At 64.9% G+C, this 15,771-nt stretch carries 14 protein-coding genes; 2 read left to right on the top strand and 12 right to left on the bottom strand.

Annotated elements, in window-relative coordinates; genetic code table 11:
• Window positions 1-29: 29 nt before the first annotated feature.
• From AC3CB8_RS05525 to AC3CB8_RS05500, 6 genes are read right to left on the bottom strand one after another with little or no spacing between them, the layout of a single operon-like run.
• Window positions 30-491: a MarR family winged helix-turn-helix transcriptional regulator gene (locus AC3CB8_RS05525; protein ID WP_023781829.1), complete on the bottom strand. Its 462-nt coding sequence runs from the start codon at window positions 489-491 to the stop codon at window positions 30-32.
• Window positions 488-1,072 (bottom strand): amino acid synthesis family protein, encoded by a 585-nt coding sequence (locus AC3CB8_RS05520; protein ID WP_023772251.1) that lies wholly within the window; start codon window positions 1,070-1,072, stop codon window positions 488-490. The genes AC3CB8_RS05525 and AC3CB8_RS05520 overlap by 4 nt, the downstream gene beginning before the upstream one ends.
• Complete coding sequence (locus tag AC3CB8_RS05515) at window positions 1,065-1,949, bottom strand: UPF0280 family protein (RefSeq protein ID WP_352564448.1); 885 nt, start codon at window positions 1,947-1,949, stop codon at window positions 1,065-1,067. Before AC3CB8_RS05515 ends, AC3CB8_RS05520 begins: the two co-directional genes overlap by 8 nt.
• Entirely contained in the window at window positions 1,949-3,490 is a 1,542-nt protein-coding gene (locus AC3CB8_RS05510; protein ID WP_023781831.1) for a hypothetical protein, read from the bottom strand. Before AC3CB8_RS05510 ends, AC3CB8_RS05515 begins: the two co-directional genes overlap by 1 nt.
• On the bottom strand, window positions 3,487-6,240 hold the full coding sequence (locus tag AC3CB8_RS05505) for a molybdopterin-dependent oxidoreductase (protein ID WP_023781832.1): 2,754 nt from the start codon (window positions 6,238-6,240) through the stop codon (window positions 3,487-3,489). The genes AC3CB8_RS05510 and AC3CB8_RS05505 overlap by 4 nt, the downstream gene beginning before the upstream one ends.
• Window positions 6,240-7,091, bottom strand: a complete 852-nt coding sequence (locus tag AC3CB8_RS05500; protein WP_023781833.1) for an FAD binding domain-containing protein — start codon at window positions 7,089-7,091, stop codon at window positions 6,240-6,242. The genes AC3CB8_RS05505 and AC3CB8_RS05500 overlap by 1 nt, the downstream gene beginning before the upstream one ends.
• Before the next feature lie 326 nt (window positions 7,092-7,417).
• Here AC3CB8_RS05500 and pncA point away from each other — a divergent pair, with 326 nt between their 5' ends.
• Window positions 7,418-8,029, top strand: coding sequence for a bifunctional nicotinamidase/pyrazinamidase (gene pncA / locus AC3CB8_RS05495; protein ID WP_023781834.1), 612 nt, complete (start codon window positions 7,418-7,420; stop codon window positions 8,027-8,029).
• 66 nt (window positions 8,030-8,095) lie between these two features.
• Entirely contained in the window at window positions 8,096-9,478 is a 1,383-nt protein-coding gene (locus tag AC3CB8_RS05490; RefSeq protein ID WP_032922098.1) for a sodium:proton antiporter, read from the top strand.
• Here AC3CB8_RS05490 and AC3CB8_RS05485 read toward each other — a convergent pair whose 3' ends face one another.
• From AC3CB8_RS05485 to AC3CB8_RS05460, 6 genes are all read right to left on the bottom strand, one after another.
• On the bottom strand, window positions 9,479-10,201 hold the full coding sequence (locus AC3CB8_RS05485) for an ABC transporter ATP-binding protein (protein WP_352564451.1): 723 nt from the start codon (window positions 10,199-10,201) through the stop codon (window positions 9,479-9,481).
• Complete coding sequence (locus tag AC3CB8_RS05480; RefSeq protein WP_023781836.1) at window positions 10,198-10,923, bottom strand: ABC transporter ATP-binding protein; 726 nt, start codon at window positions 10,921-10,923, stop codon at window positions 10,198-10,200. Before AC3CB8_RS05480 ends, AC3CB8_RS05485 begins: the two co-directional genes overlap by 4 nt.
• Complete coding sequence (locus AC3CB8_RS05475) at window positions 10,920-11,882, bottom strand: branched-chain amino acid ABC transporter permease (protein ID WP_023772240.1); 963 nt, start codon at window positions 11,880-11,882, stop codon at window positions 10,920-10,922. Before AC3CB8_RS05475 ends, AC3CB8_RS05480 begins: the two co-directional genes overlap by 4 nt.
• Window positions 11,879-12,760: a branched-chain amino acid ABC transporter permease gene (locus AC3CB8_RS05470; RefSeq protein WP_023772239.1), complete on the bottom strand. Its 882-nt coding sequence runs from the start codon at window positions 12,758-12,760 to the stop codon at window positions 11,879-11,881. Before AC3CB8_RS05470 ends, AC3CB8_RS05475 begins: the two co-directional genes overlap by 4 nt.
• A 102-nt stretch (window positions 12,761-12,862) precedes the next feature.
• On the bottom strand, window positions 12,863-14,167 hold the full coding sequence (locus tag AC3CB8_RS05465; RefSeq protein WP_023793143.1) for an ABC transporter substrate-binding protein: 1,305 nt from the start codon (window positions 14,165-14,167) through the stop codon (window positions 12,863-12,865).
• A gap of 158 nt (window positions 14,168-14,325) precedes the next feature.
• Window positions 14,326-15,771 (bottom strand): hypothetical protein, encoded by a 1,446-nt coding sequence (locus AC3CB8_RS05460; RefSeq protein WP_023781838.1) that lies wholly within the window; start codon window positions 15,769-15,771, stop codon window positions 14,326-14,328.

The following is a 15,771-nucleotide window of genomic DNA, read 5'->3' as shown; positions in this document are numbered from 1 at the left end:
GAGAGGAAAGGACCTCGCCGCCGGCCGATCTACGCCAGCTTCGCCAGCAGCTTCATGAAGGTGGCGATTTCCTTGTTCGTGAGCGGCGCCAGCGTTTCCTGTGTGATTTCCCGGGCAAGCGGGATCAGCCGCTCGATCGCGTCGCGACCCTCGGCCGTCAGATTGACCAGCAGGCGCCTTTTGTCGACCTCATGCCTGGAAAGCTCGACAAGGCCGCGCGCCTTCAGCCGGTCGATGACGCCCTTCACCGTCGCGGCATCCATGGCGATCAACGTGCCAAGCTGGTTCTGCGAGGTCTCGCCGACATCGCGCAGCTTGGCCAGTGCGGCGAATTGCGGCGGCGTCAGATCGGCGATACGGGCGGCGAAAATCGAGACATGGCGCTGGTGCGCCTTGCGCAGGATGAAGCCGACCTGTTCCTGCAGGAGGTAGTCGTGATCGTCGGCCTCTTCGGCCTCGACCAGCTTGAGCAGGTTGTCCTCGCCGCTCACCGCAGCCCGTCCCAGGCTTTTATGTCATCCGCGGCGAGGCCACCCATGCGGTTGTGGATGCGCGGGCCGCAGGTCATGGCGAGGCAGAACAGGATCTCGTCAGGACGCGGGCCGTCGCTGATGCCGACTTCCATGGCGTCGAAATGGCTGCGCACATAGGCGGCGTTGATGTGGCCGAGCGGCACGTCGAGCTTTGATCCGAAGGCGCCGACCTTCTTGGCCGAAGGCACGATCGCCTTGGCATCGCCCAGCCGCTCGCGCATCGCGTAACCGCCGGGTACATGCCACAGCGCGCCGTGTTCCAGCTCGCCTGCGCTGCCGACAACGGCGCCCTTGCCGTAGCCGTCGATCTGTTTCACGTCGCCGCCGAGCGCCGCGATCAAGCGGTCGGCGAGTAGCAGGCCGAGCGGCTTCAGATCGTCCATGGCGCTCTGCAGTTCCTCGACATAGCGCCCGGCGAAAGGGTTCTTGACCACTGCCATGGCGGCGGCGCGCCGGCGCGGCACCGCAGCGGCCGGTCCGCCGTCGTGAAAAATTTCTTCGCTCAGCACCGCGATCTTGCGGATCGGAAACTCAGGCATGGGCAACTTCCTCCGGTTCATGCTTGTTGGGCGGGCCGAGTGCAACGGAGCCACTGATACGGACCTCCCCGCCGAGAAACAGCGCCGATGCGGCAATCAGGCCGCGCCGGCGAAAATCTTCGGCGACGGTGAGGCCATTGTCCAGCGCCCGCGCCACCTCGCCAGAGGCAAGCGTGCCGACGCCTTGTGTCACCAGCCGCGCGCCAAGATCGCTGTCGGGCGACAGGTCGCGTGCGGGAGTGCGCCTGATGGCGGGATTGCCGGGTAGGTCGACGGCGTTGGCGATAAGCGTCGCCGCCGCGTCGGCCTCGGCGCCGGTGCGCGCGAGCACGGTGACGGCATCGGCGATGCCAAGCGAGAAGGAGCGGCCACGCCAGCCGCTGGTTGCGACACCACGCACGCCATCCTGCGCGCGGATCGTGATCCGGTCGGCCATGCCGTTGCCGGTACCGGCGACCGCCAAGCCAATCGACGTAGCCTTGTCGAGATGGAGGGCGCTGTCGCCGCCATTGTTGACGTAGGCGCGGTCGAGCTTGCGGCCGGCAAGCAGCGCGGCAAGCATTTCGTCGGCTACCGATCCGGCGACGGCGGCCATCGGCGTGATGAAGCATTCCGCCAGGGGAATGACGGCTGCTTCCATGCGACGCGCCGTCGGGCCGGCGAAGGTTCGCGGCGCCAAGAAAAATGCCGGGAGGCGCAGCTCGGGAAGCTCCTCGACCAACTCTATCAGGATCGTCTGGAAGCGGGCGACGGCTTGCGCATAGGCGGCGCGACACTCGTCAGCCTCGCCAAAGGCCTCGACGATCAGGTCGATCGGCCCATGGTTAAGATGCAGCCGCTTGCCGTCCTGCAGCCAATGCGCTTGCGGGCCTTCCATCAGCCGGCCCCATCCGAGCGCGCGCGGCGCAACTGCGCCAGCGGCGGCCATGGATTGCTGGCCACGGCACCGGTGCCGCGCCGGGGATTGAGGTATTCGCCGCCCTTGGCGACAATATCCGCGACGCTGCGGATTTCGGCCTCGTAGCCGCCTAGCCTGACATAGTCGTCGCGACGCAGCGTGAACTCGATCGGCGCCACCAGCGCCGGCGTCGGCACATAGCCGAAGGCGCCTGGCGGAACCCTGGTGACATCGACCATCAGCGTGATGCCGCCGCCCGGCCAGACATAGACCGGCGCGCCGCCGACCGTGACGTAGGTTTTCAGGCCTTGCACGGAACGGGTGAGATTGACCGGGTTTTCGGTGACGCCAGCACGCAGTGACCCGCCGGCGCCACCGATGAACAGCACGGTGCACAAAGCCGGCTCGCAATTGTCCTCGATCAGGTTGACCGATTTTTGCAGCCGCTCCGGAAACGGTTGTTCGACCGGTTTCAAGTCGTCGTCGAGCTCGTAATAGGCGAACTGCTCGCCGGTGGTCGAAACCATCAGCAGCGACAGGCCCGGCCGCGCGCCCTTCTTCGCGTTCCATTCGCCGAGGATCGACAGCGGATCTGAAATGCTGGTGCCACCCCAGCCGAGGCCGGGCTCGGAGACCTTGAAATAGCGGCCCGGTGTCGAGCGACGGCCGACGATCTTGATACCGGTATCCCGCCAGCCCAGCACCTTGCCGGCCTGGTGTTCGGAAACGACGCCGGTGATGTGGTCGTCGACCACCACCACCTCGTCGACCAGCCCGCGCCATTGCGTGGCGAACATGCCGATGGTGGCCGAACCGCAGCCGACGCGCATGCGGTGCTCCTGCTTGCCGTCAATGACGGGCGGTTTGCCGGCTTGGACGATGACCGTGGCGCCGCCGTCGATGGTGAGTTCCACCGGTTTGCTGTTGCACAGGTTGAGCAGGGCATCGCAGGTGGCGCGGCCTTCTGCCTTGGAGCCGCCGGTCAGATGATGCACGCCGCCCAGCGACAGCATCTGCGAGCCGTATTCTCCCGTCGTGACATGGCCGATGGCTTCGCCCTCAGCCCGCACAATAGCTGTTTCGGGTCCGATATGACGGTCGGTATCGATCTTCACCTTGACGCCGCAATAGGAGAAGATGCCTTCGGTCACCACGGTGACGAGATCGACGCCTTCCACCTCCTGGCTGACGATGAAGGGAGCGGGCTTGTAGTCGGGATAGGTTGTGCCGGCGCCGATTGCCGTGACGAAGCGGCGGCCGGTGTTGATGAGTTCGCCATCCCACTGCTCGCCCTCGGCGACAAAGGGCACCATGGCAGCCCCGGTCTCGGCAGCGTGGTCGAGGATGGTCAGCGGGTCCATGCGCACGATGCGGCCCGCGACATTGCCATAGCGGTCGCAGGCGCCGGTGCGTCCGTCAGCGATGTAGCACATGACGGGACAGGCGTCGCAGCGGATCTTTTCCGCCACCAGCTTTTCGCCGGGATCATGGGTTTCGAAACGTTCGGCAAGCTCGCTCATGCGCGTGCCTCCTTCTCGCGGATGGCCGCCAGGATGCGGCTTGGCGTTGCCGGCACCTTGGTGACCAGCACGCCGGTGGCGTGACGAATGGCATTGAGGATCGCCGGCGCCGTCGGGATCAGCACGTGCTCGCCCAGGCCCTTGGCGCCGAACGGCCCTTCGGGATCGGGCACCTCGACAAGTATGGTCTCGATCGGCGGCACGTCGCCGATGGTCGGGATGAGATAGTCATGCAAATTCTCGGTGCGGCCGGGAATGTATTCTTCCATCAGCGCCATGCCGATGCCTTGCGCGATACCGCCCTCGATCTGGCCCTCGACCAGCAGCGGGTTGATCGCCTTGCCGACGTCGTGCGCGGCGATGATCCTGATCAGCTTGACCGTGCCAAGCCTGAGGTCGACCTCAAGTTCGGCGATCTGCGCGCCATAGCCATAGACCGCATAGGGTTTGCCCTGGCCCTTGGCATCGAGCGGCAGTGTTGGCGGGTCATAGGTCTCCTCGGCACGGAAGACGAAGCCGTCCGCCTCCACGTCGAGCGCGTCAAGATCGATGCTTCGTGTCGCCTCGCCTTCGCGGATGACGATCGCCGAGCCATCCAGTTCAAGCGAAGCCTTGTCCGAGACATTGGCAAAGCGCAGGATCTTTTCGCGCAGGGCGCGTCCTGCCTTCTCGGCCGCCTTGCCGGTGACGAAGGTCTGGCGCGAGGCCGAGGTCTTGCCGGCGTCGGGACTGATCGCCGTATCGGCGCTCTTCAGTCTGAATTTTTCCAGCGGCAGGCCGAGTGCGTCGGCGCAGATCTGCGTGATGACGGTGTTGGATCCTTGGCCGATATCGACCGCGCCCTGATGCAGGATAACCGCGCCGTCAGCCGCTATACCGACCCGGATGGTCGACGGATTGGGCAGCGAGGTGTTGCCGCAGCCATACCAGCACGAAGCGACGCCGACGCCGCGTTTTCTATCCAGATTGGCGCTGTTGAAAGCATCGGCATCGGCTGTCGCCCGCGCCCAATGCGGCCGCAACGCTTCGAGGCATTCGGCAATGCCGACGCCGGAGACCAGGAGCTGCCCGGTAACCGTTTCGGATCCGTTCCGAAGGCAGTTCTTCAGGCGAAAATCCAGCCGATCCATGCCGAGTGTGCCGGCGAGCTCGTCATAGAGCGTCTCTTGCATAATCGTCGCCTGCGGCACGCCGAAGCCACGGAAGGCACCGGCAATCGGCCCATTTGTGTGGATGGCGCGGCCCTCGGCGCGGTAATTCGGCGTGAAATAAGGGCCGGAGGCATGCACCGGCACGCGGTTGGCGACCGTCGGCCCCCAGCTCGCATAGGCGCCGGTGTTGAAATCGCCTTCGAAGATCATGCCTATGACATGGCCTTCGGCATCTGCGCCGACGGTGGCTTTCATCCGTGCCGGATGGCGCTTCGTGGTCGACATCATGGATTCGTTGCGGGTGTAGGCAAGGGCCGCGGGCCGCCCGGTCTTCAGCGCGACAAGGCCGATCAGCGGCTGCAGGGAAACGTCGAGCTTGGAGCCGAAGCCACCGCCGGTCGCGGTCGGCATGATGCGCACCTTGTCGACGGCAAGGCCGAGCACTTTCGCCGTGTCGTCACGATCCATGTAAGGCGCCTGCGTGCAGGCGACGACGACGAGCGTGTCGCCGTCGAGATATGCATAGCCGGCTTCCGGTTCGATATAGGCGTGCTCGACATAGGAGGTGTCGATCGTGCCGCTGACGGTAAAGGCCGAGTTGGCAAGTGCCGACTCGGGATCGCCGCGTTCGACGAAGCCCTTGGTCAGCAAATTGGCCGGGCGGTTCTCATGGATCAGCGCCGCACCTTCGGCCTGCGCATCGCCTGGCTGGAGCACATGCGGCAGTTCGGTCCAGCGGACAGGGAAATCCGACAGATCCAGATCGAGGATCGCCTCGCGCTCGCCGGCGACCAGCGCGATAGCCTCGCCGCGAAGCCGGGCAAAGCCCTCGGCCAACGCCGGCTGGTCGGCGAACGGGCCGATAACGCCGAAGCAGTTTTTTCCCGGGATATCGGCGGCCGTGAAAACGCCCGTGATACCGGGATGGCTGCTTGCCCAGCCATCGATGTCGCCGAAGGCGAAGCCGGCATGATGATGCGGCGAGCGGATCACCAGCACCGCAAGCGCATCGGCCGGGAAGGAATCGCCGCCGAATTTCTCGGCACCGGTCACCTTTGGCACACCGTCGAGCCTTACCGGCGACGCGCCGATGGCGTGGCCGGACCGAGGCAGACGGAAGTCCAGGCTCGCGGTCTGGAGGGAAGCCTCCATCACTGCGGTGATGATCTTCCGGTAGCCGGTGCAGCGGCAGAGGATACCGCCCAACGCATCCTGCACCTCGGTCTCGCTCGGCCTGGGTTTCGTGTCCAGCAGCGCTGACGCCGCGACCAGCAGCGCCGGCGTGCAGATGCCGCATTGCGCGGCGCCATGCGCCAGAAACGAGGCTTGCAGCGCCGACAGGTGACCATTGGCGAGGCCCTCGACCGTCGTCACCATAGTGCCGGCAGCGGAGGCCGTCGACATCAGGCAGGCGCAGACGGGATCGCCGTCGACCAGCACCGTGCAGGCGCCGCAGTCGCCGGCGTCGCAGCCGACCTTTGTGCCGGTCAGCCGCAATTCGTCACGCAGCACCGAGGACAGCCGGCGCAGCGGTGGCACGTTGACCGAAACGGCGGCGCCATTGACCGCGAAGGCGATATCGGCGCGATCCATGCTCATCAGGCCACCTTGTCGTCCGAGGGCTTGCGCGCGGCCTCAAGCGCGGCGCGCGCAACGATCTCGCGCACCGCGTCGAGCCTGTATTCGGCGCTGCCGCGCACATCGGCGATCGGCTGCAGCTCAGCCATCGGCGCCGACCGGACCGCGGCAACAAGCCCGGCGTCCAGGGGAAGCCCGAGCAGCGCCGCCTCGACACCGGCAAGCCGCCTCGCCACGGCGGAACACGAGCCGACGGCGACGGCCGCCTGCGCGACAGTGCCATTCTCGCCAGCCAGACGCACCGCCACCATGGCAATGGAAATAACGAGATAGCGCCGCGCCCCGAGCTTGACGAAGGCCGATGTGCCGGCGGGTTTCGGCACGTGGATGGCCGTCAGCATCTCGCCAGGCCGCAAAGCCGTACGGCGATTGCCGAGGATGAACGCCGACAAGGGCAGATGGCGCGTCGCCGTCGCCGAGCGCAGCTCGACCTCGGCATCAAGGACCAGCAGCCCCGGCACACCGTCGGCGGCCGGCGAGGCGTTGCAGAGATTGCCGGCGACCGAGGCGACGTTCTGGATTTGTGATGAACCCACTTCCCGCGCGGCCTGTTTCAGCGCCTCGAAGGCCGGTGGCAAGGGATGGCGGATGATGTCGGCCCATGTCGTGCGCGCGCCGATGATCCAGTGGCTGCCCGTCTCGGCGATGCCGCGTAGCGCTGTCAGGCCGTTGATGTCGAGGACATTGTCACGAAATGGTTTGCTGCCCTGCGCCGGATAGAAATCCGTACCACCCGAAAGGATACGCCAAGCGTCCCCGCCAAGCAGCGCGAGCGCTTCGTCGACCGTGGTGGGTTTCGCGTAACGGATCACGCTTTCCTTCCCGACAGGTGGGCCTTCCCGATAAGGTAGGCCTTCCCCGAAATTGGCCCTCCCAAGGCGCTTGCCCAGAGATGGTGTTTACCGGCGTTGGCCGGTAAATTCATTCGTATGCAAATGATATCAAGACGGCGGAAATTGTCAAAGCCAGAGTTTGCGCCGGCACCCGTCTGGCTGGCATCGCCACGCATTTGTTATGCCGCTGGAGGTTGACGCGGCCCGCCATCTGGTCAAGTTTCTCCTCCAGTCGCGCCAGCGGCTTTTTCTTTCGCCGGGTGCCTCGTTCGAAGCCCGACCCCAGCCTGACAGGAAGGAAGCCCATGGCCGAAGCGCTCGTAGTCATCGACCTGCAGAACGACTTTTGTCCGGGCGGCGCGCTGGCCGTTGCGGGCGGCGACGAGATCGTGCCGCTGGTCAATGACATGATCCGGCGAACAGACCATGTCGTGCTAACACAGGACTGGCACCCGGCCGGCCATTCCAGTTTTGCCTCCAGCCATCCGGGGTCGCAGCCCTATTCGACGATCGAGATGCCCTATGGTCCGCAGACGCTGTGGCCGGACCATTGCATCCAGGGCAGTCTCGGCTCGGATTTCCACTCCGGCCTTGCCTGGACCAAGGCCGAACTCGTCATCCGCAAGGGCTTTCGCCCCGCCATCGACAGCTATTCCGCCTTCTTCGAGAATGATCACGCGACGCCCACGGGGCTCGCCGGCTATCTGCGGGAGCGCGGCATCGACACACTGACCCTGGTCGGCCTGGCGACCGATTTCTGCGTCGCCTTCTCGGCGCTGGACGCGGTCAAACAGGGGTTTAGGACCACGGTCAGGCTCGATGCCTGCCGTGGCATCGATCTCAACGGATCGATCGAGACAATGCTGGCGAAGATGCGCGATGCCGGTGTGACGCTCGAAGATCACACTTCGGGCTGACTCGTGGCGGGCAGAAGGGGATACTTGCCGATAGCGACCGGGGCGGGCAGCGCGATCATTGTCGCGATGCTGTTTCCAGCACAGGCCTTCGCGGCCGAAGAGCACGGCCTGCCCGGCGCCGCCATGTCGTTCTGGTGGGCGCTGCCTTTTGCCGGGCTGCTGTTGTCGATCGCGACCGGGCCGCTGCTGTTCCACCATGTATGGGAACATCACTATGGTAAGATCGCGGCCTTGTGGGCGGCGCTGGTGATCGTGCCGCTCGCGATTGCCTTCGGTGCTCCCGCGGCAACCGAGGCAGTTCTGCACGCGCTGCTCACGGAATACATGTCGTTCATTGTCCTGCTGTTTGCGCTCTACGCGATTTCAGGCGGCATCCTGCTTGCCGGCAACATCCACGGCACACCGCTGGTCAATGCCGGGCTGCTGATCGTCGGGGCGCTGCTGGCCTCGGTGATCGGCACGACCGGCGCCTCGATGATCCTGATCCGGCCGATCCTGCGCGCCAACGACAACAGGCCTTTCAATGCCCATGTCGTCATCTTCTTCATTTTCCTGGTGTCAAACATCGGCGGCTCGCTGACGCCGCTCGGCGACCCCCCGCTGTTCGTCGGCTTCCTGCGCGGCGTCGATTTCTTCTGGACGACCACCAACCTCTACCGAGAGACGCTGTTCGTTGGCCTCGTCGTGCTGGCGGCGTTCCTGGCGATCGACCTCATCCTGCACCGGCGCGAGGCTGGCGCACCGAAGATCAAGGATCCGACACCCGATACGAAGGTGCGCCTGCGCGGCCTCGCCAACCTCCCGCTGCTGGCCGGTGTGATCGGCGCCATCCTGCTGTCGGCGGCGTGGAAGCCGGGCGTGAGTTTTTCCGTGTTCGGCGTCGGTCTCGAACTGCAGAACCTGGTCCGCGACGTGATCATCCTCGCGCTGGCCCTGCTATCGCTTCCGCTCTCCTACAAGAGCCACCGCGAGGCGAACGGCTTCAACTGGAGTCCGATCGCGGAAGTGGCCAAATTGTTCGCCGGCATCTTCATCTGCATCGTCCCGGTCGTCGCCATTTTGAGGGCCGGCCACAACGGTGCGCTGGCGCCGCTGGTCGCGCTCGTCACCTCGGCGCAAGGCACGCCCAACGACCTCGCCTATTTCTGGCTGACCGGTGCATTGTCGTCCTTCCTCGACAATGCACCGACCTACCTGGTGTTTTTCGAGCTGGCGGGCGGCGATCCCCGCCACCTGATGACGGAGTTCGCCTCGACACTTGCCGCGATCTCGGCCGGCGCCGTGTTCATGGGCGCCAACACCTATATTGGCAACGCGCCCAACTTCATGGTCTATGCCATTGCCAGGCATCGCGGCGTCAAGATGCCGGGCTTCTTTGGGTATATGCTGTGGTCGGGGCTGGTGCTGGTCCCGACCTTCTTGGTCGCGGGTTTTCTGTTTTTCGGTTGATCAACCCACGCCGACATAGCGCCGGACCGCGGACGGGTCGACGCGCAGGGCCTCGACATCGACCGTCTCGCGGTTGCGGCCGTTTTCAATAAAGCAGACACGATCGGCGACCGACAGCACGGCATCGACCCGCTGCTCGACTAGGATGGTGGAGACCTCCATCTCGCGCAGCTTCGACACCGTCTCGCGGATCTTGGCGATCATCGACGGCATCAACCCTTCGGTCGGCTCGTCGAGCAACAGCACCTGCGGCTCAAGGCAAAGCGCGCGCGCCATGGCCAGCATCTGCTGCTCGCCCCCGGACAAGGTGCCCGACCGCTGCCGTAGCCGCTGGCGCAGCAGCGGGAAGAGGTCGAGAACTTTCTCGCGCGTCGCCTTGCCCTTGCCGCGCGCCATCAGCCCGATCTCGATGTTTTCGGCCACCGTCATCTCGGCGAACAGCCGCCTGCCCTGCGGCACGTAGGCGACACCAGCCTTCGGCACTTCATGCGCCGGCAGGCCGGTCAATTCCTGCCCTGCGAGCCTGATCGAGCCGGCACGCGCCGGAACCAGGCCCATGATCGCCTTCAGCGTCGTCGTCTTGCCGGCGCCGTTGCGGCCGAACAGGCACAGCACCTCTCCCTTGTTCAGCACCAGGTCGAGCCCATAGAGCACCTGGACCTCGCCATAGAAGCAATCGAGCCCGGAAATCGTCAGCGATTCGGCCTTGCTCGCCTCAGTCATGGTGCCGTTCCCAGATAGGCTTCCTGAACCGCCGCGTTCTCGCGGATGGCTTCGGGTGTGCCCTCGGCCAGGATCCTGCCGGCGTTGAAGACGGTGATGCGGTCGGCAAGCTGCATCACGACCGGCATGTTGTGCTCGATCAGCAGCACGGTCGCGCCTTTGGCGATGTCGCGCACCAGCGCGATGAAATTGTCTATCTCGCTGTCGGCGAGCCCCTGCGTCGGCTCGTCGAGGATCAGCAGCCGCGGCTTGAGCGCCAAGCCCATCGCCACCTCCAGCAGGCGCTGGTGACCATATGACAACTGACCGGCCGGCATATGGGCGCGGTCGGCCAGGCCCGTGCGTTCGAGGGCCGACATGACGCCCGCGCGCACCGCGCCTTTCGAGCGCCCATCGCTCAGGGTCCGTTGCACGGGCAACGCGACATTTTCGTAGGCGCTGAGATTGGCGAAGACGCTGGTGATCTGGAACGTATAGGCGATTCCCTGGCGCACCCTGATATAGGCCGGCTGGCTGGTGATATCGGCGCCGTCGAAGACGATCGCGCCCGAAGACGGGTGGACGCGGCCGCTGATCAGACTGACGAAGGTTGTCTTGCCGGCGCCGTTCGGACCGATGACGGCGCGGATCTCGCCCGGCATCAGGGTGAAATCGACATTGTCGACCGCATGCAGGCCGCCAAAGCTGCGCGACAGGCCCTTCGTGGTCAGCAGTGGCGTCATGGCAGCCATCCGAGCCAGCGCTGGCGGATGGTGCCGAGAATGCCTTTCGGGAAAAACAGCACCAGCAGAATGAGTGCTATGCCGACGATCAGCAGGTAGGCCGACGTGTAGCCGCTGGTGACGTCGATGACATAGTACATGAACACCGTGCCGATCAGTGGTCCAAGCGTTGTGGCCGCACCGCCGAGCAGCACCCACAGCAGCGGCAGGATCGAATACTGTACCGAGGCGAAACTCGACCCGACATAGCCGAACAGCAGTGCGTAGGCGGCGCCGGACGCCGCGCAGATCGTGCCGGAGACGACAACGGCGGCAAGCTTGTCGGAGAAGGTGTCGTAGCCCAGCATCTTGGTGCGTTCCTCATTCTCCCGGATCGCGATCAGCACGCGACCGTATCTGGACCGGACGACAGCAAGCGTGATCAGCAACACGAGCGAAAACAAGCCGAGCGCCGTCATGTAGCGTACGGTCGGGTTGGTGAGATCGAGCGAGGTGGCGCCGAGATTGAGAACACGCGCCGATTGCGGCACCACCTGACCCTGATCGCCGCCGGTCCAGGTCGCGAAATAGAGGATGGCCAGATAAAACACCTGCGCGAACATCATGGTGACGATCATGAAGGCGACGCCCGTGGTGCGCAGCGCCAGGAGGCCGATCACCAGCCCCAACGCCGCGCCGCAGGCGATGCCGGCGATGAACGCCAGTGGCACGCTCCAGCCGAGCTGGATGACGGCAAGGCCGGCGCCATAAAGCCCGGCGCCAAAGAACATCGCATGGCCGAGGCTGAGCAGGCCGACATAGCCGAACAGCATGTTGTAGCCCATGGCGAAGACCGCCAGCACCATGATGCGGGCGAGCAGGCCGTGGTAATAGCCAGGCAAGAGGAAGCTCAGCATGAAGAGCAGGGCAATCACGCCGAGATGCAGCGCATAGGCCTTTGCCGGCGAAGCTTCGCTCATCGCGATGTCGTCCCGAACAGGCCTTGCGGCCGGAACACCAGCACCATGGCGACCAGCAGCGTGGCGATGATCTTGGCCAGCGTCGGCGAGAAGAACATCGATATGATGCCGTCGGAGAGGCCGATCAGCACGGCGGCGACGACCGTGCCGCGCAACGAGCCTAGGCCGCCGATGATGACGACGATGAAGGACAAGAGCAGCGGATCCTGCCCCATCAGGTAGTGCGCCTGGCTGATGGGCACGATCAGCACCGCGGCGATCGCCGCCAGCATGGCGCCGAGCGCGAAGACGCCGCCATAGACGCGGCCGACCGGGATGCCGAAGGCCTGCGCCGTCTCGCTGTCATACTGCGTGGCACGCATGACAAGGCCGATCCTGGTGCGCGTCAGCACCAGCCATGTCGCGATCAGCAGAAGAGCGGATGCGGCGATGATCGACAGCTTGTAGCCGGAATAGCCGAACCACGGCAGAAGGATGCGATAGCTGAATGGCGGCTCCACAGGCCGCGCTTCGGGGCCATAGAAGGTCAGCGCCAGCTGCTGGATGATGTAGAGCATGCCGATGGTGGCGACGATGGTGGCTTCCGGATTGTAATTGAGACGGCGCAGCACCAGCCGTTCGGCGACCAGCGCGATGGCGCCGACGATCAGCGGCGCGATAACCAGCGCCGCCAGGAAGCCAAGAGCCGGATGGCCGCCAATTGCCGATGTGATCGCCCAGGCAAGCACGGCGCCCAGCATGAAGAACTCGCCATGGGCGACGTTGACGACACGCATGACGCCGAACACCAGCGACAATCCCAGCGCCGTCAGCGCCAGCACGGCCGAGGTGACGAGGCCTTCAAGGGTTGCGAGGAGAAGGTGGGGTCCGAAGTGCATCGATTACACGCCCGATAGGTGGCGCGAAGCGCCTCCCTCTGCCCCGCCGGGCCCGGCGGGGTAGAGGGAGGTGGCCTGGCGCTCACGCTGGCTGGAATGAGTTCACAGCGCCTGCGTCGTGTAATCCCCTTCGGCCTCGTAAAGCCCGTCCTCGATCTTGGTCTTGTGCACGACCTTCAGCTTGCCGCCCTCGACCTTGGAGATGTTCTGGATGCCAAAGCACTGGTGGATCTTGCCGTTGAAGGTTTTTGGCCCCTGCGGATGCTCCGGGCCTTCGGCGAATTCCTTCAGCGCCTCGGTCGCCTCGACCAGTTTGGCGCGGTCTTCCGGCCCCTTGTAGCCGGCGTCTTCCATCGCCTTCTTGACGACGTAGAGCGTTTCCCAGCAGCCGAACATGTGCGCGGCGGTGGAGACGTCCTTGGCGTCGCCGACGGCGGCGCCATTGTCGTCGATGCCGACAGCGGCCCGATAGGCCTTCTGCGCTTCGGTGTCGTCGGACTGGGCGTAGCGCGGCGAACCTTCCCAGAAATGGCTGCCGTCGAGGAATTCGAGGCCGGGGCTGTTGATGTCGACGGCTTCCAGCGAATCGATGAAGCCGAAGAGTTGCGGCCGGTTGGAACCGTAGAACTCGCCGAGTTCCTTGACGAAGGTGAGCACCGCCGGGCCGACCATGACGTGGTAGATCACCTCGGTCTCGGGCGGGATCTGCGGAAAGTACTTGGTGAAGGACGATTCCGTCGGCGGAATGGCGATCTGCGCGATCACCTCGGCGCCTTGCGCCTTCAGCGCCGGCGGCAGGTAGTCGCGATGGTCATAGCCGAAGGCGAAATCGGGGAATATCTGCGTCACCTTCTTGCCGGCATTGGCCGCGATCCATGGCGCCATCGACTGGATTTGGCTCTTCACGTCGGTGATGCCGGGCTGGAAGACATAACGGTTGAGCTTGGTCGAGGCGACGTGGTGACCTTCGCTGACGACGAAGTAGGGCATCTTGTTTTCGCCGGCGGCAGGCGCCGATCCAATGACGACATGCGAGAACAGCGTACCGAAGACGATGTCGGTCTTGTGCTGGGTGGCGAACTTCCCGACCACTTCGGCGCCGCGGCCGGGATCGGTGCCGTCATCCTCGATGATCACCTCGACCTGGCGGCCATTGATGCCGCCGGCGGCATTGATCGCCTTGATCGCGGCGGCGGTCGTCTTCTCGTACCAGCGGCCGTAGGCGGCGCCAATGCCGGTACGGTGCGACTGGAAGCCGATCTTGATCGGCGCCGAACTCTGTGCCTGGGAGTAGCGGACGAAGCCGGGCGCCATGGCGAGGCCAGCGCCGGCGGCGAGACCCTTCAGCGTGGTACGGCGGGTGAGTGTGGTTTTGGAGAGATCGAAAAATCCGTTCTTGTCAGTCACGTTCGTTCCCCTGTTTTTGTGTTTTGACCAACGATAAGGCGGCTCGAACATCCTCGGCAAGAGGATGCAAAATTGCATGTGTACAAACTAAATCACCAAAGCCTTGGTCTGGCAAGCGAGCTTTCCGTGGGGGCATGGCTCACAGGAAATGGCTTGTCTCATCCGACTGTCGGCGTGGCAAGCAGCCAGAGACCGAAAATGGTGTAGGCGATCATCAACACGGTGAGCGGAAACTGACTGAGCGCGGCGCGGGCAGGCTGGGGATGCAGGCGCCAGGCAAAGCCGTGCGCGACGAGGACAGCGAGCACATGGCCAAGGATGATGGCGCCCGCCTGGACATTCCACAGCCACCATGCCGACGCCGCGCCGGCGACGATGCCGGCCTCGACCTGCATGTCGGCGGTGCCGAACAGGTTCCAGCCAAGCGCGAAGGGATCGGACAGGGAGGCCAGCGCATATTGGCCGTCGACGAGCAGCGCCGTCAGATAATGCGCGACATGGTAGGCGAGCGCGATCGGCACGATCGACCACACCAGCATGCCCGCTGCCTGGGCGAAAGGCTGGTCGCCGCGGGCAAGACGCTGGCCGAGCACGACGGCAAGCAGGAACACCGCCGCGAGCAACGCGAATGTCACAACGAGCCCGAGCGTCCCACTGCCGATCACGGCCGTGCGGCCCGGAAATTCGAGCGGGTTGATGCCGAACAGGCCGAGCCAGAAGAAAGTCTTCGACAAGCCGTCGAAGGAGACCGAGGACAAAGCAAGCAGCAGGAAGGCGATGCCGCTGGCGGGCAGCGGCTCGGCCTGAAGCAGTTTGGCGCCCGGCCAGCACAGCGCAAGACGGCCTTTGTCGCCGCGCTCGATCGGCGCGAAACGCGCCGCCATCGAAAAGACCAGGCCGAGGAATTCGCCGCTGCGGCTCCATTTGTCGTAACCGAACACCAGCGCGGCCAGCAGGGTGAACAGCCAGTAGAGGCCGGCGGCAAAGGCCAGCCGCGCCGCATCGTCAGGAGCGGGATAGACGAGTTCGAACCAGGCGAAGGCTAGAAACAGGATAACGGCCGGCCAGCAGCCAAACCATTGCGGAAGTTGCCTAAACCCGTCATCGCTTCCGCCGATCAGCCGCGACAGCAGCCGCCATGGGCCGTACCAAGGGTTGAGCCACGGCCAGAGATCGCCGAACACGCCTTGCAGCAGTGTCAGGCCGGCCCATAGCAGCGTCCAGATCACCAGTGGCAGCGGGTTGGAGAGCGGGTCGCGGCTGCCGAGGACGCCACCGGCCAGGAGAATTGCTAAGCCGGCAAAGGAGATCAGGCTGATGGCGGCGCGGACGCTGTCTCCGAAGGCGAATAGCGGTAGGCGTCGGCGCCAGAAACGGTCGAGGGTGTCGGGCGGCAGCAATGCCAAGACAAGGAAACTGGCGGCGACGGCGAAGGCGCCGCCGATAATGTAGTAGCCGGTGGGGAGGAGCAGGACGTGGCCACGGTCGGAGGCGTGGGCGAAGGCGGGAGTGGGGGAGACGAGCCACAAGGCCGAGAACGATAAGGCAAACGGCAGACGGAAGCGTTCTACGGCGGAACTCGAACTGTCCAAGAGTCCGCCCAT

This window comes from Mesorhizobium sp. P160927 (genome assembly GCF_057766385.1).
This window is presented reverse-complemented; position numbering and strand designations above follow the sequence as displayed.